Origin of the sequence: Microbispora hainanensis (assembly GCF_036186745.1) — a bacterium.
Classification (GTDB): domain Bacteria; phylum Actinomycetota; class Actinomycetes; order Streptosporangiales; family Streptosporangiaceae; genus Microbispora.
Genome location: NZ_CP108086.1, coordinates 2157449 through 2177394, shown reverse-complemented (window position 1 = coordinate 2177394; position 19946 = coordinate 2157449). Strand labels below are relative to the sequence as shown.

Annotated in this window: 16 protein-coding genes and 1 tRNA gene; 8 read left to right on the top strand and 9 right to left on the bottom strand. The window is 69.3% G+C overall.

All coding sequences use genetic code 11. The annotated features are described in order from the left end of the window. Positions 1 to 274 precede the first annotated feature (274 nt). The 9 genes from OHB01_RS09955 to dnaA all read right to left on the bottom strand — a co-directional run bounded on the left by OHB01_RS09955 (position 275) and on the right by dnaA (position 12954). A tRNA-Ile gene (locus OHB01_RS09955) sits at positions 275 to 351 on the bottom strand. A 154-nt stretch (positions 352 to 505) separates the two neighbouring features. Then, positions 506 to 1249 (bottom strand): DUF3566 domain-containing protein, encoded by a 744-nt coding sequence (locus tag OHB01_RS09950; RefSeq protein ID WP_328855244.1) that lies wholly within the window; start codon positions 1247 to 1249, stop codon positions 506 to 508. Positions 1250 to 1463: 214 nt separating this feature from the next. Next, positions 1464 to 3965, bottom strand: coding sequence for a DNA gyrase subunit A (gyrA, locus tag OHB01_RS09945; protein ID WP_142649620.1), 2502 nt, complete (start codon positions 3963 to 3965; stop codon positions 1464 to 1466). A 29-nt stretch (positions 3966 to 3994) separates the two neighbouring features. Further along, the gene (gene gyrB / locus OHB01_RS09940) at positions 3995 to 5941 is read right to left on the bottom strand and encodes a DNA topoisomerase (ATP-hydrolyzing) subunit B (protein ID WP_142649619.1); all 1947 of its coding nucleotides are present in this window, start codon (positions 5939 to 5941) and stop codon (positions 3995 to 3997) included. A gap of 502 nt (positions 5942 to 6443) precedes the next feature. Then, positions 6444 to 6977, bottom strand: a complete 534-nt coding sequence (locus OHB01_RS09935; RefSeq protein ID WP_312845764.1) for a DUF721 domain-containing protein — start codon at positions 6975 to 6977, stop codon at positions 6444 to 6446. Further along, complete coding sequence (gene recF, locus OHB01_RS09930; RefSeq protein ID WP_142649618.1) at positions 6967 to 8154, bottom strand: DNA replication/repair protein RecF; 1188 nt, start codon at positions 8152 to 8154, stop codon at positions 6967 to 6969. Before recF ends, OHB01_RS09935 begins: the two co-directional genes overlap by 11 nt. A 379-nt stretch (positions 8155 to 8533) precedes the next feature. After that, positions 8534 to 9478, bottom strand: coding sequence for a phosphogluconate dehydrogenase (NAD(+)-dependent, decarboxylating) (gene gnd / locus OHB01_RS09925; RefSeq protein ID WP_147943758.1), 945 nt, complete (start codon positions 9476 to 9478; stop codon positions 8534 to 8536). Between the two features lie 105 nt (positions 9479 to 9583). Next, entirely contained in the window at positions 9584 to 10723 is a 1140-nt protein-coding gene (gene dnaN, locus OHB01_RS09920) for a DNA polymerase III subunit beta (protein ID WP_142649616.1), read from the bottom strand. Positions 10724 to 11247: 524 nt separating this feature from the next. Continuing rightward, positions 11248 to 12954, bottom strand: coding sequence for a chromosomal replication initiator protein DnaA (dnaA, locus tag OHB01_RS09915; protein ID WP_142649615.1), 1707 nt, complete (start codon positions 12952 to 12954; stop codon positions 11248 to 11250). Between the two features lie 435 nt (positions 12955 to 13389). Here dnaA and rpmH point away from each other — a divergent pair, with 435 nt between their 5' ends. The 8 genes from rpmH to OHB01_RS09875 all read left to right on the top strand — a co-directional run bounded on the left by rpmH (position 13390) and on the right by OHB01_RS09875 (position 19401). Continuing rightward, complete coding sequence (gene rpmH, locus OHB01_RS09910) at positions 13390 to 13527, top strand: 50S ribosomal protein L34 (protein WP_015772801.1); 138 nt, start codon at positions 13390 to 13392, stop codon at positions 13525 to 13527. 82 nt (positions 13528 to 13609) lie between these two features. Continuing rightward, positions 13610 to 13966, top strand: coding sequence for a ribonuclease P protein component (rnpA, locus tag OHB01_RS09905; RefSeq protein WP_205830638.1), 357 nt, complete (start codon positions 13610 to 13612; stop codon positions 13964 to 13966). After that, positions 13963 to 14277 (top strand): membrane protein insertion efficiency factor YidD, encoded by a 315-nt coding sequence (gene yidD, locus OHB01_RS09900; protein ID WP_142649614.1) that lies wholly within the window; start codon positions 13963 to 13965, stop codon positions 14275 to 14277. Before rnpA ends, yidD begins: the two co-directional genes overlap by 4 nt. 4 nt (positions 14278 to 14281) lie before the next feature. Then, positions 14282 to 15232 carry a membrane protein insertase YidC gene (yidC, locus tag OHB01_RS09895; RefSeq protein ID WP_142649613.1) on the top strand — a complete coding sequence of 317 codons (951 nt, stop codon included), beginning with the start codon at positions 14282 to 14284 and terminating at the stop codon, positions 15230 to 15232. Positions 15233 to 15250: 18 nt separating this feature from the next. Further along, positions 15251 to 15745 carry a protein jag gene (locus OHB01_RS09890; RefSeq protein WP_142649612.1) on the top strand — a complete coding sequence of 165 codons (495 nt, stop codon included), beginning with the start codon at positions 15251 to 15253 and terminating at the stop codon, positions 15743 to 15745. 186 nt (positions 15746 to 15931) lie between these two features. After that, positions 15932 to 16612 carry a 16S rRNA (guanine(527)-N(7))-methyltransferase RsmG gene (gene rsmG, locus OHB01_RS09885; RefSeq protein ID WP_142649635.1) on the top strand — a complete coding sequence of 227 codons (681 nt, stop codon included), beginning with the start codon at positions 15932 to 15934 and terminating at the stop codon, positions 16610 to 16612. Positions 16613 to 16934: 322 nt separating this feature from the next. Next, positions 16935 to 17708 (top strand): ParA family protein, encoded by a 774-nt coding sequence (locus OHB01_RS09880; protein ID WP_142649611.1) that lies wholly within the window; start codon positions 16935 to 16937, stop codon positions 17706 to 17708. A 706-nt stretch (positions 17709 to 18414) separates the two neighbouring features. Continuing rightward, on the top strand, positions 18415 to 19401 hold the full coding sequence (locus tag OHB01_RS09875; protein WP_142649610.1) for a ParB/RepB/Spo0J family partition protein: 987 nt from the start codon (positions 18415 to 18417) through the stop codon (positions 19399 to 19401). The last annotated feature ends 545 nt before the right edge of the window (positions 19402 to 19946 follow it).

Genomic DNA, 19946 nt, shown 5'->3' with positions numbered 1-19946 from the left:
GCCAAGACCTAGCCCATCGGTTCGCCCCGACCCACCCGCTCGCCAGGCCGATTCTCAAGCAGCGGACTGGTGCCGAACCGGACCTGAGGCGCCAGTGGCCGCAGATCTTCCGTGTTCAAGCAACCAGGAATGATCGTCCAGGTCGAACCTGCATGCTGTCGATGTGGACTGATCTCTATCACCTGGTCAGGGCCAGCCCACTAACGAACGGCTAACAAACGATCAAAAGGCCAGGTCCCTGATCGCGGGAACTGGCCTCTGAGCTGGTACTTCGTGGTGGGGCTACCAGGACTTGAACCTGGGACCTCTTCCTTATCAGGGAAGCGCTCTAACCGACTGAGCTATAGCCCCGCACCGCGCAACGAAGGTTACCGCATCCCGTATCCGGTGGCGAATCCGTCGTTCCGAACGAGGAAAAGCTTACCGTGTCCGGGCCCGTGGTCGTGCCATCGAGGCGCATTCGTACGGCGGGCCGCTCGTGTGGGCGGCCTGCCGCACCGGTGGGTCACTCGGCTTCGCTGAAGGTGACTTCGACACCGCCTACGAGGTCCGCGGAGATGTTGTAGATGACGGCACCGAGGGTGGACAGCGCGGTGATGAGCACGACGTTCAGCGCGCCCAGCAGAGCCGCGTACCCGAGGATGCGGACGGGCTCGAACCAGCTCGCGATGTCGATCGCGCCGGCCCCGGCGCCGCCGGCACCGCTGGTGAGCTGGTTGACGGTGTCGGTGATCGAGGAGAAGACGCCGAGCGCCGACAGCACGCCGTACAGCACGGCGACTGCCACGAAGAGCACGACGAAGCACACCAGCGACACGACGAAGCTGAACTTCATCGCCGACCACGGCTCGATCCTGCGCAGGACCAGGTGGGCCTTGCGCGGCGGGCGCACGCCGAGCTGCTTCTTGTCCTTCTTGGCGGGCTCGGGCCGGTCTCCACCGGCAGGCCCGAAGCTCAGGCCGCGTACGGAGCCGCCGTCCACGGAAGGACGAGCGTTGTCCACAGACGGACGGCCGTTGTCCACAGAGGGTGTGGACGTACCGAGGCCGGCGGGCCGGGGATACTGCGCGGTCGCCCCACCGCTGTCGCCCCTGCCGTTGTCCGCCCTGCCGCCGTCCGGTCGGCCGTTCTCGGACCGGCCGTTCTCGGACGCGCCGTCCGAGCCCGGCTGCCGCTTCCACGGCTGGTCGGCGGCCGAGGTCCGGATGCGCATGGTGTCGTCGGCCTTCGCCTTGTCGGCGGCGGTCACGTCATCTCCTTCGGAAGCCACCTTGGCGACGCTACCGCCATCGTGCGCCCGTGCGGTAACGCCGTTCGAAGACGACGTCGGGCGGGCGCCCGAAGGTCTCTTGGCGCCGGGTGTCCGCGGTCCGCCGGTGTCACTCATGCCACGCCCTCATCTGACGGCTCGGGTGCGCATCCGCGAATCGTGCTGTGCTCAGCGATTCGCCCGCTACGCTCGCTCATGCCTCGCCTCCTGCCCCGTTCTCCTCGGTCTCCAACGACTCGGCGTTGCGAGCGAGGGCCACAACGCTGTCACCCTCGGCCAGATTCATCAAGCGGACGCCCATGGTCTGGCGGCCCGACTGCTTGATCTCACCGGCGCTGGTGCGGATCACCCCGCCCGCAGAGGTGATCGCGAAGACCTCGTCCTCGGGACGCACCATGACGGCTCCGACCAGCTTGCCACGAGAACTGACGATCTTCGCCGTCAATACGCCCTTGCCGCCCCGGCCCTGCACCGGGTACTGGTCGGCGGGTGTCCGCTTCGCGTACCCGCCCTCGGTCGCGATCAACACGTCGTCGCCGTCGCTCATGACGTTCATCGCGAGCAGTTCGTCGCCGTCCACGAACCGCATGCCGATCACACCGCTGGTGGCGCGGCCCATCGGGCGCAGCGCCTCATCCGAGGCGGTGAACCTGATCGACTGCGCGTTCTTGGACACGAGCAGCAGGTCGTCACCCTCGGAGACGAGACGGGCGGCGATCACCTCGTCATCCTCGCGCAGATTGATAGCGATCAGGCCACCGGATCGCGGCGAATCGTACTCGGACAGCCGCGTCTTCTTCACCAGGCCGCTGCGGGTGGCCAGCACCAGGTAGGGCGCGACGTTGTAGTCCCGCAGGTCCAGGATCTCCATCACGTGCTCGTCGGGCTGCATGGCGAGCAGGTTGGCCAGGTGCTGGCCGCGCGCGTCCCGGCCCGAGTCGGGCAGCTCGTACGCCTTGAAGCGGTAGACCCGGCCCTTGTTGGTGAAGGCCAGCAGCCAGTGGTGCGTCGTGGTGACGAAGAAGTGCTCCACGATGTCGTCCTGGCGGAGCTGCGCGCCCCTGACCCCCTTGCCGCCGCGCCGCTGCGCCCGGTAGAGGTCGGTGCTCGTCCGCTTGGCGTAGCCACCGCGCGTGATCGTGACGACCACGTCCTCCTCGGCGATCAGGTCCTCGATGGACATGTCGCCCTCGTACGCGGTGATCTCGGTCTTGCGCTCGTCACCGTACCTGGCGACGATCTCGCCGAGCTCGTCCGACACGAGCCGGCGCTGGCGGGGCTCGGAGGCCAGGATGTCCTGGTAGTCGGCGATCTGCGCCATCAGGCCGTCGTACTCGTCCTGGATCTGCTGCCGCTCCAGCGCGGCCAGCTTGCGCAGCTGCATGTCGAGGATGGCCTGCGCCTGGACCTGGTCGATGTCCAGCAGCGTCATCAGGCCGCCCTGCGCCTCGGCCGCCGACGGCGACCGCCGGATCAGGGCGATGACGTCGTCGAGCCGGTCGAGGGCCTTGAGCAGACCACGCAGGATGTGGGCCCGCTCCTCGGCCTTGCGCAGCAGGAACCGGGTCCGCCGGACCACGACCTCGATCTGGTGCGTGATGTAGTGCCGGACGAACTGGTCGAGGCGCAGCGTCCGCGGCACGCCGTCCACCAGCGCGATCATGTTCGCGCCGAACGTGGTCTGGAGCTGGGTGTGCTTGTAGAGGTTGTTCAGCACGACCTTGGCGACCGCGTCGCGCTTGAGCACGATCACGAGCCGCTGGCCGGTGCGCGAGGACGTCTCGTCGCGGACGTCCGCGATCCCGGTGACCTTGCCGTCCCTGACCAGCTCGGCGATCGTCAGCGCGAGGTTGTCCGGGTTCACCTGGTACGGCAGGGCCGTGACGACCAGGCACTGCCGTCCCTTGGGGTCCTCCTCGACCTCGACGACGGCCCGCATGATGATCGAGCCGCGGCCGGTGCGGTAGGCGTCCTCGATGCCGCGGCGGCCGACGATCAGCGCGCCGGTCGGGAAGTCGGGACCCTTGACCCGCGCGAGCAGCCCGTCGAGCAGCTCCTCGTCAGTGGCTTCGGGGTTGTCGAGCGCCCACTTGACGGCCTCGCCGACCTCGCGGAGGTTGTGCGGCGGGATGTTCGTCGCCATGCCCACCGCGATGCCGGCGGACCCGTTGACCAGCAGGTTCGGGAACCGCGACGGGAGGACGACCGGCTCCTGCGACCGCCCGTCGTAGTTGGGCTGGAAGTCGACGGTCTCCTTGTCGATGTCGCGGAGCATCTCCATGGCGATCGGCGCGAGACGGCACTCGGTGTACCGCATCGCGGCGGCCGGGTCGTTGCCCGGCGAGCCGAAGTTGCCCTGCCCGTCGACGAGCGGGTAGCGCAGCGACCACGGCTGCGCGAGCCGTACGACGGTGTCGTAGATCGACGTGTCGCCGTGGGGGTGATAGGAGCCCATGACGTCGCCGACGACGCGGGAGCACTTGAAGTAGCCGCGGTCGGGCCGGTAGCCGCCGTCGAACATCGCGTACAGCACACGGCGGTGCACGGGCTTGAGGCCGTCGCGGACGTCGGGCAGCGCGCGGGACACGATGACGGACATCGCGTAGTCCATGTAGCTGCGCTGCATCTCGGCCTGGATGTCGACCGGCTCGATGCGATCGGCGGGAGGCCCAGGCGGCGTGTTCACTTCCGTCACGAAAAGTCCTTCTGGTCGGCCACGCTTGCTCAGACGTCGAGGAAGCGGACGTCGCGTGCGTTGGTGATGATGAAGTTCCTGCGGGCCTCGACGTCCTCACCCATCAGCACGCTGAACAGGTCGTCGGCCTGCGCGGCGTCGTCGAGGGTGACCTGGCGCAGCACCCGGGTGTCGGGGTTCATCGTGGTGTCCCAGAGCTGGGAGGCGTTCATCTCGCCCAGACCCTTGAACCGCTGCACACCGTCGTGGAGCCGGGGGTCGCGCCGGCCGCGGGCGACGCCGTCCTCGATGATCGCGTCCCGCTCCCGGTCGGAGTACGCGTACGACGCGTCCTCGCCCTTGCGGTCCCACTTGATCTTGTAGAGCGGCGGCTGGGACAGGTAGACGTGCCCGGCCTCGATCAGCGGGCGCATGAAACGGAACAGCAGCGTCAGCAGCAGGGTCGTGATGTGCTGGCCGTCCACGTCGGCGTCCGCCATGAGGATCAGCTTGTGGTAACGCAGCTTCGAGATGTCGAACTCGTCGTGCACGCCGGTGCCGAGGGCCGTGATGAGCGCCTGGACCTCGTTGTTCTTGAGGACCTTGTCGATCCGGGCCTTCTCGACGTTCAGGATCTTGCCGCGGAGCGGGAGGATCGCCTGGAACTTGGGGTCGCGCCCGCCCTTGGCCGAGCCGCCGGCCGAGTCGCCCTCGACGATGAACAGCTCGCACTTCTCCGGCTCCGACCACTGGCAGTCGGCCAGCTTGCCGGGCAGGCCGCTGCCGCTCTCCAGCAGCGACTTGCGCCGGGTGAGGTCGCGGGCCTGCCGCGCCGCGATGCGGGCGCGGGCCGCCTGGAGCGACTTGTTGATGATCTCCTTGGCCTCGCCCGGGTTGCGCTCGAACCAGTCGCGCAGGTGGTCGTTGCAGGCCTTCTGGACGAACGACTTCGCCTCGGTGTTGCCCAGCTTCGTCTTGGTCTGGCCCTCGAACTGGGGGTCGGCCAGCTTCACCGAGATGATCGCGGCGAGGCCCTCGCGGACGTCGTCACCGCTGAGGTTGTCGTCCTTGCCCTCCTTGAGGAACTTCTGCTCGCGCGCGTACCGGTTGACGATCGTGGTCAGCGCCGCGCGGAAGCCCTCCTCGTGGGTGCCGCCCTCGGCCGTGTTGATCGTGTTGGCGAACGTGTAGACCGACTCGGAGTAGGAGGCGTTCCACTGCATGGCGATCTCGACCGAGATGCCGTCGCCGTGCTCCTCGAAGTCGATCACCGAGTTGTGGATCGGCTCCTTCTTCGAGTTCAGGTGCTTGACGAAGTCGGACAGACCGCCCTCGTAGTGGTAGGTGACCACCTTGGGCGCGCCGTCGATGATGTGGTCGGGCCGCTCGTCGATCAGCGTGATCTTCAGGCCCTTGTTGAGGAAGGCCATCTCCTGGAACCGGCGCGCCAGCGTCTCGAAGTTCCACGTGGTCGTCTCGAAGATCGCCGGGTCGGGCCAGAAGCTGATCGTGGAGCCGTGCTCGTCGGTCGGCTCGCCCTTCTCCAGCGGGGCCGTCGGCTTGGCCATCACGTACTTCTGCCGCCACACGTGGCCGTCTGTGCGGACCTCGACCTCAAGTCGCGTCGACAGGGCGTTGACTACCGAGGCGCCCACGCCGTGGAGGCCGCCGGAGACGGCGTACGACTTGCTGTCGAACTTGCCACCGGCGTGCAGCACGGTGAAGACGACCTCGACGGCCGGCCTGCCCTCGGCGGCGACGATGCCCACGGGAATGCCGCGTCCGTGGTCCATCACGCGCACGCCGCCGTCGGCGAGCAGGGTGACCTCGATCAGGTCGTTGTAACCGGCCAGCGCCTCGTCGACGGCGTTGTCGACGATCTCGTAGACGAGGTGGTGCAGCCCGCGCTCACCGGTGGAACCGATGTACATGCCGGGGCGCTTGCGGACCGCTTCCAGCCCTTCGAGAACGGTGATAGAGCTAGCGTCGTAGGACAAGTGCGAAATCCTCCTGCCGCGGACACGCGGCGGGCGACACCGTGGAATGGCTGCCCCTGCCGTGCCCGTCACCGTCGTGAGTGCCCCGATGCGCACACCCAGGGGATGTCGGCCCGTGGGACCGGGGTGACGCAAACCGGACGTGTCCTTGAGTCCATTTGCATTCTACCGGTCCGAGAGACAACAGGTGGCATTCACGGGGGCTGTGATGCCCTGTCGCTTGACGATCATGTTTCTGAGCACCCCCCACACGGAACGGGGGTCGAAGCCTCAGACGCGATTTTGGGCCGGTTCGGGGTCTCCGCGGGTCGGTTCGCCGCTCCCCGTGGGCCGATCCGGCGGGCCGTCGCGCGGCCGGTCCCGGGGTTCGTCACGGACCGACGCGGCGTTTCACCACGGTCGGTTCGAGGTTGGTCGCCGACCGGGCTTGCCTTTCGCCACGGCCGCTCCGGCTTACGTCCGGCGGGTGTCGCCTAACGGGTCCGAGGTTCGGTCGCCCCCGTCAGCCGTACGTGTCGCCCGGCCCACGACTCCCGCGTACGCGCAGGCCGCCCTCCGGGCGGGGGCCCGCGCCGGGGCCGTGCACCTTGACCCGGGTCACGGTGCCGTCGCCGAGCTCCTCGTTCAGCCGCCTGACCAGCGTGGACGCGAGGAGCCTGACCTGGGTCGCCCAGGCGGTCGAGTCGGCGGCGACCACCACCTCGCCGTCCTCGAAGCTCTCCGGCCTGGTGTGGGCGGCCAGGTCGGGGCCGACGATCTCCGCCCAGCGGCCGAACACCCCGCCCACCGCGACCGGCTGTTCCCATCCCCGGGCGGCGAGCAGGTCGCGGATCGCCCGGCCGAACGGCAGCGGATCGCCGGAGTCACGCCGCGCGCCGCCCGGCCCGGAACGGCGACGGGGCTCGCTGCGGGGGAGCTGCCCCCGCTTCAGCGCGTCGGCCTTCGCCTGGGCCAGCTTCTCCCGCGCCAGCGCGGCGCCCCGCGCGGCCGAGCCCTGCGGGGATTGTCCACCGCCTGTGGATATCTCATCGGACACGGGTCACGCTCCCTTCCATCACGTCGAACCGGGCACCGGCCAGCTCGGGCGGCACGTCGTCCGGCACCGCCGCCGTGATGAGCACCTGCTCGGCCGGGGCGACGATCTCGGTGAGCCGCCTGCGCCGCTGACCGTCCAGCTCGGCGAAGACGTCGTCCAGGATCAGCACGGGGTCGCCGCCGTCGGCCCGCAGCAGGTCGTAGGCGGCGAGCCGCAACGCGAGGGCGAACGACCACGACTCGCCGTGGCTCGCGTAGCCCCGGGCCGGCAGCTCGCCCAGCCGCAGCAGCAGGTCGTCGCGGTGGGGGCCGACGAGGGTCACGCCGCGTTCGAGCTCCGCCTGACGCGCCTCCGCGAGGCCCCCCCGCAGGTGCTCGGCCAGTAGTTCCCGGTTTGTCCCCAGGGTGGGGATATCTGTGGATAACCCCGACGGCCGGTATTCGAGATCGGCGAGTCCGGACGACGGGGCGAGAGTGGCGTACGCCTTCGCCGCGAGCGGACGCAGCGCGTCCACCAGGTGCAGCCGCGCCGCCAACAGCTCCGCGCCATGGCGCACCAAGTGGGAGTCCCAGACTTCGAGCGTGCTCAGGACGTCTCCCGCGCCGGCGGCGGCGAAGGCCGCGTCGTCCTCCTGCCTGCGGCCGCCGCGCCGCCGTCCCGCCCGCGTCGCCGCGGCCGTACGCAGGAGCGCGTTGCGCTGCTTGAGCACCCGCTCGTAGTCGGCGCGCACACCCGCGAACCTGGGGACGCGGGCGACGAGCAGGTCGTCCATGAACCGGCGGCGCTCGGACGGGTCGCCCTTGACCAGCGCGAGGTCCTCCGGGGCGAACAGCACGGTCCGCAACAGGCCGAGGGCGTCGCGCGGCCGGGGGACGGGGGAGCGGTTCACCCTGGCGCGGTTGGCCCGGCCCGGGTTGATCTCGATCTCGACCAGCGCCCGGCGGTCGTCCCTGACCACCGCCGCGCGCACGATCGCCCGCTGCGCGCCGTGCCGTACGAGCGGCGCGTCGGTGGCCACGCGGTGGCTCGAATGGGTCGCGACGTAGCCGAGCGCCTCGACCAGGTTGGTCTTGCCCTGCCCGTTCGGCCCGACGAACGCCGTCGCCCCCGGTTCCAGCACGAGTTCGACCTCCGGGTATGACCGGAAGTCGGTGAGGGACAGGCTCGCCACGTGCACCCCGCCAGGCTAGTGCCGGTGCCCGGCCTTCGTGTCCCGGCCGCGACGTCCTGTGGAGAAACGGCTCGCTGTGGAGAAACGGGCCGGTGCGGGGTGGTTCGTCCACAGCCTGTGGAAGATCAACGCCTGAAGAGCCGTCGACCGGCGACCAGGCTCGGCAGAAGGCCCGGATCGCCCTGTGTACGGACGAGTCCGGCGGGCGAGCGATCAGGCCCAGACGTCCGACGAGCTGTCCGGCTCGGTCCGCCGGGCCGCGCTCGCGCGGGACCGCCTCGCCGACGAGGACAGGTCATCCGGGCGAGCCCCCCGGCGTCCACAGGGTGTGAACGCCGCCCGTGAACGTCGGCCGGCAAACGTGGGCCGGGAACGTCGAGGCGCGTCAGCCCTCGACCTCGACCGGCGGGGTGACGTCGGCGCCGGGGGCGTCGGCGCCCTTGCCGGTCTGGCCCTCGGCGGAGGCGACCGCGTGCCCGCCGAACTGGTTGCGCAGCGCCGCGACCATCTTCATCGCCGGGGAGTCGGCCTGGCGCGAGGCGAAACGCGCGTACAACGCGGCCGTGATGGCCGGCAGGGGCACCGCGTGGTCCACGGCCGCCTGGACCGTCCACCGGCCCTCGCCGGAGTCCTCCGCGTAGCCCTTCAGCTCGGAGAGGTCGGGGTCCTCCTCCAGCGCCCGCACCAGCAGGTCGAGCAGCCAGGACCGGATCACCGTGCCGTGCCGCCAGCTCTTGAACGTCTCGGGGACGTTGGTGACGGCGTCGCTGGCCTCCAGCAGCTCCCAGCCCTCGGCGAAGGCCTGCATCATGCCGTACTCGATGCCGTTGTGGACCATCTTCGCGAAGTGGCCCGCGCCCACGCCGCCCGCGTGGACGAAGCCGTCCTCGCCCTCCGGCTTGAGCGTCTCGAAGATCGGCATGAGCCGGCGGACGTGCTCCTCCTCGCCACCGGTCATCAGGGCGTAGCCGTACTCCAGGCCCCAGACGCCGCCGCTGACGCCCACGTCGACGAAGCCGATGCCGTGGGTGCCGAGGTCGGCCGCGTGCCGCTGGTCGTCCAGGTAGTGCGAGTTGCCGCCGTCGATGACGATGTCACCCTCCGACAGCAGCTCGCGCAGCTGCTCGACCGTGCTGCGTGTGGGCTTCCCCGCGGGGACCATGACCCAGACCGCGCGCGGCGCCTGAAGCCTCTCGACGAGCTCCTTCAGGCTGCTCACGTCGCTGATGGAGGGATCACGGTCGTAGCCGACGACGTCGTGCCCGCCGCGCCGCAGTCGCTCGGCCATGTTCCCGCCCATCTTGCCGAGCCCGATCATGCCGATCTGCATCTGAGCCACCCCTCAAACGTCTGCGTCGTCCACGGAGGCACGCGTACCCATGCACAAGGGGTCCATGCCCGCAGGAGATCGTACGCCCGGGGTGTTCGGGCCGTGTCAGCTGGACAGGCGGATGGGCATGATGAGGTAGCGGTAGTCCTCGCTGCCCCCGTCGTCCACAGGCTTGCCCCCGGTGAGGATGGCGGGCTTGGTCGGCGTGGTGAACTGCAGCCGCGCGACGTCGGAGTCGATCGCCCCCAGGCCCTCCAGCAGGAACTGGTGGTTGAAGGCGATGTTGATCTCGTCGCCGTCGAAATCGACCGGCAGCGCCTCCACAGCCTGTGCCTCGTCGCCGCTGCCGGCCTCCAGGACGACCTCTCCGCCGCGGAAGGCCAGCCGTACGGGGGTGTTGCGCTCGGCGACCAGCGCGACGCGCTTGACGGCCTCGACGAACGAGGCTGTGGACAGGTCCGCGCGGGCGGAGAACTCGGTGGGCAGCAGCGAGCGATATTTGGGGAACTCGGGGTCGAGCAGCCGGGTCGTCGTCCGCCGTCCGGAGCTGGAGAACCCGATCATGCCCTCGCCGGTGCCGCCGGCAGAGCTCAGCGCGATCTCGACCTCCGCGCCCGTGCCGCCCAGCGCCTTCGCCGTGTCCGCCAGCGTACGGCCCGGGATCATCGCGATGGCCTGGAAGTCCGGCTGCTCGGGCTGCCACTTCAGCTCGCGTACGGCGAGGCGGTAGCGGTCGGTGGCGGCGAGGGTCACCGTGTCGCCCTCGATCTCCATGCGTACGCCGGTGAGCATCGGGAGGGTGTCGTCCTTGCCCGCGGCGACGGCCACCTGGCCGACGGCGGAGGCGAACACGTCGCTGCCGACCCGTCCGGCGGCGGGCGGCATGGCCGGCAGGGACGGGTAGTCCTCCACAGGCATGGTGAGAAGTGTGAACCGGGCGCTGCCACAGGTGACGACGGCCTTGGCGCCGTCCACGACCAGCTCGACCGGCTGTGCGGGGAGCGCGCGGGTGATCTCGGCGAGGAGCTTGCCGGAGACCAGCACCACTCCCGGCTCTCCGGTCTGCACTTCGAGGGTCACCTCCGCGGAGACCTCGTAGTCGAAGCCGGAGAGCTTCAGCCGCTGGTCGTCGGTCACCTCCAGCCGCATGCCGGCGAGCACCGGCACCGAGGGACGGGCCGGAAGGCTCCGTGCCGTCCACGCCACGGCCTCGGCGAGCACGTCGCGATCGATCCGGAACATCACGTGGATCAGCCTCCTGGGTGTCGCTGCTTCGTCAAGTCTTCACTCTCCCGCACCTGTGCGCCTCCAGAACCCCTTCTATGGTTCTTGAGTTCTTAGGGAGAGAGATACAAGTCGTCTCATTAGGCAGTGTGGATATGTGGATGTCGAGCATTTTCGCAGCTCAGCGGAGCTGATTCATCCACTGCCGGTGTGGGGGAAACGTGGACGGACCCCCTGTGGACTGTGGGCGGCCGCGCTGTGCCCACACCCGTTCCCCAGGCGGAGTGCCCTCTGTCCACGAGTAATCCACGAGGTTTCCACCGGTTGTCCACGGGGTAAAAGGGACACCTGAGTTGTGTGTGACGTGTACGCACAGGGCGTCCCCAGGTCGTCCACGGGTATTCCCCAAACGATCCCCAGGTTCTCCCCAAAGTTGTCCCCAAGTGGGGACGGCGTGTTGGAGGGCCGGAGAGGGTGGGGGTATCGCGACGGAGCCGCCGCCGAGGGCGGCGTTTTTGATCCACAGAGTTATCCACAGCTGTGTACTAAGCGTTGCGTGCCCGCTGCTTGATCCGTGTCGTCAGCTCGTTGACCTGGTTGTACATCGAGCGCCGCTCCGCCATGAGCGACCGGATCTTACGCTCCGCGTGCATCACGGTGGTGTGGTCGCGTCCCCCGAACTGCTGGCCGATCTTCGGCAGCGACAGGTCGGTCAGCTCGCGGGCCAGATACATGGCGATCTGGCGGGCGGTGACCAGGGCGCGCGAGCGTGAGCTTCCACACAGGTCGTCGAGCGACACACCGAAGTATTCGGCGGTTGTGGACATGATGAGGGAGATGGTGATCTCCGGGCTCGCGTCCTCGCTGATGAGGTCCTTGAGGACGATCTCGGCGAGCTGGATGTCCACGGACTGCCGGTTGAGGCTGGCGAACGCGGTGACCCGGATGAGCGCGCCCTCGAGCTCGCGGATGTTGGTCGCGATGCGGCTGGCGATGTACTCCAGCACGTCGGGCGGCGCGGCCAGGCCCTCCTGGATCGCCTTCTTGCGCAGGATCGCGATGCGGGTCTCCAGCTCGGGCGGCTGGACGTCGGTGATCAGCCCCCACTCGAACCGGTTGCGCAGCCGGTCTTCCAGCGTCACGAGCTGCTTGGGCGCCCGGTCGCTGGAGATGACGATCTGCTTGCTGGCGTTGTGGAGGGTGTTGAAGGTGTGGAAGAACTCCTCCTGCGTCTGCTCCTTGCCCTCCAGGAACTGGATGTCGTCGACAAGGAGGATGTCCACAGCCCGGAAGCGGGAGCGGAACCCGTCGGCCTTGTGGTCGCGGATGGAGTTGATGAAGTCGTTGGTGAACTCCTCGGAGCTCACGTACCGCACCCGGGCGCCGTCGTACAGGCTCTGCGCGTAGTGGCCGATCGCGTGCAGCAGGTGGGTCTTCCCCAGCCCTGAGTCGCCGTAGATGAACAGCGGGTTGTACGCCTTGGCGGGGGCCTCGGCGACCGCGACGGCGGCGGCGTGCGCGAAGCGGTTGCTGGCGCCGATGACGAACGTCTCGAAGGTGTACTTGGCGTTCAGCCGGGCCGGCTCGCCGGAGGTGCGGCCACTGCGGGCGTCCCAGCGGTTCTGCCCGGGGCCGCCCGGCACAGAACCGGGTACGGCGCCTGGCACCGGGCCCGGCACGGGACCGGAGGACACGGGGCCGGATGCGGGACCGGCCACTGGGCCCGGCACCGGCTCGGGCTTGGGCGCGGCGGGCGGCTCGGGGGAGTAACCGCCGGGCCGCTGCGCGTGGTCCGGCGGGGACATGTGCTGCGGAGGCTGTGGATACTGCTGGCCCTGTGGATAATGCGGCTCGGCGTCGCGGCGGATCGGGCCGTCCTCAGCTAAGGGAAAGCGCGGAGCCTGCGGACGGGGCTGTGGATAATCTGTGGACGGCGCCTGTGGACGATGATCGGCCGGCGACGCCGCGGCGGGGTCCGAGGCGGCGGGCAGACCGGCGCCGGGATCCACCATCACGGCGATCCGCACGGGCCGGCCGAGCTCCTGCGACAACGCGTGCACGATCAGCGGGCGCAGCCGTACCTCGATGACCTCCTTGGCGAAGTCGTTGGGGGCCGCCAGGAGAATCGTGTCGTTGATGAGGCCGGAGGGCTGCGTCATCTGGAGGAACGCGCGCTGCTGCCCCGAGACGCCCTCGTCGAGCAGGGTCCTGAGCGCCCGAGCCCATACAGCGTTGAGATCGACGCCTTCCATGGCTCGGCCCCTCCTCTCGTTACGCGGCCCCGCTCGCCCGCCGCGATCCGTGTCGTTTCTCAGTCCTGTGCGCCTCGCCGCACCGGTCCTCGTCCGGCTGCCATCCACATATGATCCACACGATGTGCACAGCCCGTGCATTCTCCCCGGGCACATTCACGCTGATGGGGGGAAGGGCCGGACGGCCGACGGTAGCGGTGTGCGCAACCTGCGTTCAAGGCGTTGTCCACAGCCTAACGGCCCATGGTCGCTCGCCGTACTCGCTTGCCGTCACGTGTGCCGGTTTGACCTGACGTACGGTGGGCCCGTAACGTATCCCGGTCGGCTAATCACGCGACGGCTTTTTCGCATGCCCGCGCATCTGACGAGCCGTGACCTTGGAATGTACCGCGCCCGCGGAACGCCGCGGACGTACCCGAAGCATGGAGCCCACCCGTGAGCAAGCGTACTTACCAGCCGAACAACCGTCGCCGCGCGAAGACCCACGGCTTCCGGCTGCGCATGCGCACCCGGGCCGGCCGCGCCATCCTGGCCGCGCGCCGCCGCAAGGGCCGCGCCGAGCTGACGGTCTGACGACCAGACGCCGCCCGCCCGTGCCGAGCGGAGCGGGCGGCCATACGTCGAGGAAGGCCCGGTGCTGCCGTCCGCGTCCCGCATGCGGCGGGGTGACGAGTTCGCCGACGCGATTCGCCGTGGGCGTCGCGCCGGGCGTCCGACCCTGGTCGCACACCTGAACCTGCGTGACGCCGACGAGCCACCGCTGGTCGGCTTCGTCGTGAGCAAGGCAGTCGGTGGCGCCGTGGTGCGGAACCAGGTCAGGCGCAGGTTGAGACACCTTGTGCGGAGCCGTCTGCCACTGCTGCCGAGAGGTAGCCTTCTGGTGGTACGCGCCAATCCACCGGCCGCGTCCGCGCGCAGCGAGCACCTGGCCGCCGAACTCGACGTCGCGCTGAGTCGTTTACTCCGGCGGCGTGGGTCCGATTCCCGGACCCCGACGGATGGACGGTCATGACAGCGCAGCAACCGACTCCGGCCGCGACGGCCGGGGAGGCCGATCGGCCCGCGACCGGGCCGGTCGCTCGCGTGCTGCTCGCGATCATCCGGTTCTACCGTGCCTTCATCAGCCCGATGCTGGGGCCGAGGTGCCGGTTCGAGCCGTCCTGCAGCGCCTATGGTCTGGAAGCCGTCGCCGTTCATGGAGCGGCGCGCGGGGCATGGCTGACCGTCAGGCGTATCGGACGGTGTCACCCGTTCCATCCTGGAGGTTTCGACCCGGTGCCCCCACGCCGAGTCCGGTCTCACGACGAAACGCAAGGGAGCTAGCTCGGTGGAGCTGCCATTCCTGAATTGGCTGTATACGGCGGTGGCCTGGGTGATCACCCAGATCCACGCCGGCTACAGCACTTTCATCCCCTCCAGCAGCGGTCTCAACTGGGCGCTGACCATCATCACGCTGACCGTGCTGATGCGTCTGCTGATCTTCCCGCTCTTCATGAAGCAGATGCGCTCGTCGCGCAAGATGCAGGAGCTGGCGCCCAAGGTCCAGGAGCTGCGCAAGAAGTACAAGAACGACAAGCAGCGCATGAACCAGGAGGTCATGCGGCTGTACCAGGAGGCCGGGGCCAACCCGCTCGGTGGCTGCCTCCCGATCGTCGCGCAGTTCCCGATCTTCATCTCGATGTTCACCGTGCTGCGGGCCATCGCCGAGGACCGGGCCGTTTTCGGCATGACCAAGGAGCTGGTGAACAGCGCGCGTGCCGCGCATGTCCTCGGCGCGCCGCTGGCCGCGAAGTTCTTCGACAGCGCCGAGGTCATCCGGAGCCTCGGCGCCCAGCCGGTGACGACGAAGATCGTCCTCGCCTGCTTCGTGGCCATCAGCTCGTGCACCACGTTCCTCACCGTCCGGCAGAGCGTGAAGCGTTCGATGGCGCAGATGCCGGACAACCCCATGGCGCAGCAGCAGAAGATCCTGATGTACATCTCGCCGCTGTTCGCCGTCTTCAGCCTGAACTTCCAGCTCGGTCTGATCCTCTACTGGGTGACCACCAACCTGTGGACACTCGGCCAGCAGCACTGGTTCTACAGCCGTCACCCGATGCCGGTCGTGGACGAGAAGGGCAACATCACCACTCCCGAGCCGACGAACGGCATCTTCACCAAGCTGGTGGGAAAGCCCAAGGCGCCGGCGCAGCCTGAGCCGGAACCCGCCCCCAAGATCGTCCGTCAGCAGCCGACGCGCCAGCCCCGCAGCAAGCGCACCGGCAGCAAGAAGTCGTAGGAGAAGGAGAGTCCGGACGTGACCGAAGCTGAGGAGACCCTCAAGCCTGCTCCCGACATCGAAGCCCTGGAACAGGAGGGCGAGATCGCGGCGGACTACCTGGAGGGCCTGCTCGACATCGCCGACCTGGACGGCGACATCGACATGGACGTCGAGGGAGACCGTGCCGTGGTCTCGATCGTCGGCGTCAAGGGCGATGAGCTCGTGGGACCCGGCGGCGAGGTGCTGGAGGCGCTGCAGGAGCTGACGCGCCTGGCCGTGCACCGTCAGACGGGGGAGCGTTCGCGGCTCATGCTCGACGTGGGCGGCTATCGGGAGCGGCGCCGTGCCGAGCTCACCAAGGTGGGCACCGCGGCCGCCGAAGACGTCAAGCGCACCGGCGAGCCGAAGGCGCTCAAGCCGATGACGCCGTTCGAGCGAAAGATCGTTCACGACGCGGTCGCCGCGGCGGGCCTGCGCAGCGAGTCCGAGGGCGAGGAGCCCCGCCGCTTCGTGGTGGTCCTGCCCGCCTGACCGCTCTCACAGTTCCGACAGTTTCGACGCGGGGAAGCCGCCGGTCCCGACATCCGGGACCGGCGGCTTTTCCGTCCTGTACGTCCCTTCCCGCCCTCCCGCTCTGGCCGGGTCCGCACCGCAGGCCGTCGCCGAGAGGGAAGGACGGTTACCCTTGGCCAAGAGCGTTCCTGGATGAGTGAAGTGATGACGGAGAGCAACGAGCTGCCCGAGGCGCCCCCGGTGGCCCGGGAGATTTTCACCGGCGAGGCGTTGGAGCGGGCTCGGGTGTTCGCCGAGTTGCTCGCCGGGCCGGGCGTGGTGCGGGGACTGCTGGGGCCGCGCGAGGTGCCCCGCATCTGGGACCGGCACCTGCTGAACTGTGCGGTCGTGGAGGAGGCGGTCCCGCCGGACTCGACGCTGATCGACATCGGCTCGGGCGCCGGCCTGCCCGGCCTTGTGCTCGCGATCGTCCGGCCCGACGTGACGGTGACGCTGCTGGAGCCGCTGCTGCGTCGCACCGTGTTCCTGTCGGAGTGCGTCGAGGCGCTCAAGCTCGACAACGTGGAGGTGCTGCGCGGGCGGGCCGAGGAGCTCGCCGGCAAGCGCGTCTTCGACGTGGCGACGGCGCGGGCGGTCGCGCCGCTCGACCGTTTGCTGTCGTGGTCGATGCCGCTGCTACACGAGGGCGGGGAGTTGCTCGCGATGAAGGGGGAGCGGGCACAGGAGGAGCTGGACGCCGCCCGCCCCCGGTTGGATTCGTTCGGCGTGAGGCACGTCGAGTTGGCCACAGTGGGGCGCGGTAGGGTCGAGCCGCCCGCGACCCTCGTTCGCGTCGTCGCCGGACGATCTCCGCGAACGGAAACGCGGAGGCGACGAAAGAGGTGAGCCGGTGGCGGACGCCGGATCAGGCGGTGTGACAGCGGGCCTGGGTTGGCCGGAGACTCGGCTCCCCCTACGCTGGGAGATCGCGACAGCAGGCCGGTCCTCCGGGGTGGGCTGGCCTCGTCCCCCTGTCTCGCCGGTCGAAAGGACGACGACCGTGTCCCAGACCCCCCTTAACCCTGGCGATTCGCCGCTGGTACGAGAGGCACTGAGTTCTGTGGTTTCACGTGAAACAGCCGCCACGCCCCCGCAGGCGGCTGCGCCTTCCGTCGGTTACTCGACGCGCGACGAGGGGTCCTGGCCCCGGCCTTCCCGGTGTCGCGTGATGACGGTGGCCAACCAGAAGGGCGGCGTGGGGAAGACCACTACGGCGGTCAACCTCGCGGCAGCGCTGTCCATGCACGATCAGCGCGTTCTCGTGGTCGACCTCGACCCGCAGGGCAACGCGTCTACGGCGTTGGCGACCGAACACCGGTCCGGGATGCCGTCGGTGTACCAGGTGCTCGTGGACGACATGCAGCTGTCGCAGATCGTGAAGCCGGTCCCCGACATGCCCAACCTGTTCTGCGCTCCGGCGACGCTCGACCTCGCGGGCGCGGAGATCGAGCTGGTTCCGATGGTCGGCCGGGAGACCCGTCTGCGGCGGGCGCTCGCCTCGTTCGACTCGATGGAGTTCGACTACATCCTCATCGACTGCCCGCCGTCGCTGGGCCTGCTGACCGTGAACGCCATGGCGGCGGCGCAGGAGGTGCTGATCCCCATCCAGTGCGAGTACTACGCCCTGGAAGGGCTCACACAGCTCCTGCAGAACGTGGAGCTGGTGCGCGCCCACCTCAACCAGACGCTGTCGGTCTCCACCATCCTGCTCACGATGTACGACGGGCGCACCCGGCTCGCCTCTCAGGTGGCCGAGGAGGTGCGCTCCCACTTCGGAGACACCGTGCTCGACGCCGTCATCCCCAGGAGCGTCCGCGTCTCCGAGGCCCCCAGCTACGGCCAGTCGGTCATGACGTACGACCCGGGTTCGAGCGGGGCACTGGCCTACATGGGCGCCGCTCGCGAGATCGCCTACCGTGCGGCGGCCCTCACCGGCGCCTGACAGAGCCCGCACAGACGGCAGGAGAGACGGCGGCGTGTGGACGAGCACGCGCCGGCGAAGCGTTCCCGGCCCCGGCGCAGCCAACGCGCCGGGGCAACCCCGGAGAGACAGCACCGGCGCGAGGCGCCACAACGGCACCCGCTGCTGTGCCGTGACGCCCTGGGCGGCCACAGCCGCCGCATGTGCCGGCTGTGACAGACAAGGGTTCAGGCATCTGATGGCATCGGGACGTTCACGGATTCGAGCGCCACAGACTTAGGGACGCTGCTCTGGCGGGGGACGTCGGTTTGGCCCAGCCCGCCGACGACGGCTTACAGAGCCGGCGGTCGACCGGCTTCTCCGGATGTCGGTGTCTAGGACCTCACTGCGCTGGAAGCAACCTCCGCTCCTCGCGAAGCCTGCTCCACCCGCGCGAATTCCTCGCGAAATCCGCTCCGCTCCACCCACAGAAATTGCTCGCAGGCCCGGAACTTGCCTGGGGTCAGGTCTGGGCCTGCGCTGCGGTCCTCGATCTCTTCCGCTCCGCTCCTTACGTACGACCCCACACGCTGCTGTTCGGCGGTGGGCTGTCCACAGCTGGGACGCGCGTCGACTCACGGCGGGGCTTCGCAGCGGTACTCTCTCCTGGTGTGTGCGTGCCGGTGCCCAGTGACCGCGAGTCGCTGGGCATTGGCTTCTGTGCGGGTGCGGGCGTGAAGGAGCAGCGGTGAGCCAGCAGCGTCGGGGACTGGGCAAGGGTCTTGGGGCACTGATCCCCACGGGACCGATCGTCGATCCGGCGTCCACGGCGAGCGCTCCGCCTCTCGGTCTCCAGCCGACCGCGCCGGGCACGCCGGCGACGGGCCTGCGTCCGGTGGAGGGCGCCTACTTCCAGGAGATCGAGGTCGACTCCATCTCCCCGAACCCACGGCAGCCGCGAGAGGTGTTCGACGAGGACCGGCTCGACGAGCTCGCGGCGTCCATCAAGGAGGTCGGCCTGCTGCAGCCGGTCGTCGTCCGCGCCGTGGAGGACGGCCGTTTCGAGCTCATCATGGGGGAGCGGCGGTGGCGCGCCTCGCAGATCGCGGGGCTCGACCGCATCCCCGCGATCGTCCGGAGCACCCAGGACGACGAAATGCTCCGCGAGGCGCTGATCGAGAACCTCCAGCGGGAGCAGTTGAACGCTCTGGAGGAGGCGGCGGCCTATCAGCAGCTTCTGGACGACTTCGGAGCCACTCACGAGGTGCTGGCCAAGAAGGTCGGACGGTCGCGCTCGCACATCAGCAACACCCTGCGACTGCTGAACCTTCCTCCCGAGGTGCAGCGCAGGCTGGCGGCCGGGATCATCAGTGCCGGGCACGCGCGGGCGCTGCTGGCGTTGAACGACCCCGCCGCCCAGGAGCACCTGGCGACCCGGATCGTGGCCGAGGGACTGTCGGTCAGGACCGTCGAGGAGATCGTTGCTCTGGGCGAGGCGACCGCGGGGCCGGCTCCACGCAAGCCCCGGGCGAAGAAGCCGACCGCCCCGGCACTGCGCGATCTGGCGGATCGCCTCTCGGACCACTTCGAGACGAAGGTGAAGGTCGATCTCGGCAGCCGGAAGGGTCGCATCGTGGTCGAGTTCTCCACGATCGACGACCTGGAGCGCATCATCGACACGATGGCACCGGATGCCGCCCACGCGATGCGCAGCAGGGGCATCACAGCGGAGTGACCGCAGCGCCTGCGGCAGGAAGACCGCGCCCCCATGGTCCTGGGGGCGGCGAGGGCGGCATCCAGGTGGGTGCTGCCCTCGCGGCGTTTCCGGCCCAGGCGCAGGCAATGGCCGTCACTGCACACCCACCGATGCCGCCGCACCCGCCGCAGCAGCTACAGGCACCCTGCCGCAGGTTTCACGTGAAACATCGCGCCCCGGCGCCCCCGTAAATTGAGCCTGAGGTCGTGTGTCGCCCCCATTGCAGCAGGCTCGCAGCCCGTCCGCTCACCGGCCTCCTGGACAACCGGCCGTCTCCGGCGGCCATGGCCTTCCTTTGAGGTACGTGCGTGGCCACGTCGCGTGCGCACACCTCGGCCGTGGCGGGCGACAGATGCGAGCTCTCGTCGCCCGCACCAATGCCTGACCATGCCCCGCTGTGCTCCTGGCAGATTGCCGACCGGGCTTCCCGGGCGCTCACACGGGTTGGCCGGCCGTAGGAGGCCAACCGCATGGCTGTGCCCGTGCCCTCCGGCAGCCGGCCGCTCGTTGATCGGCGCCGGGTA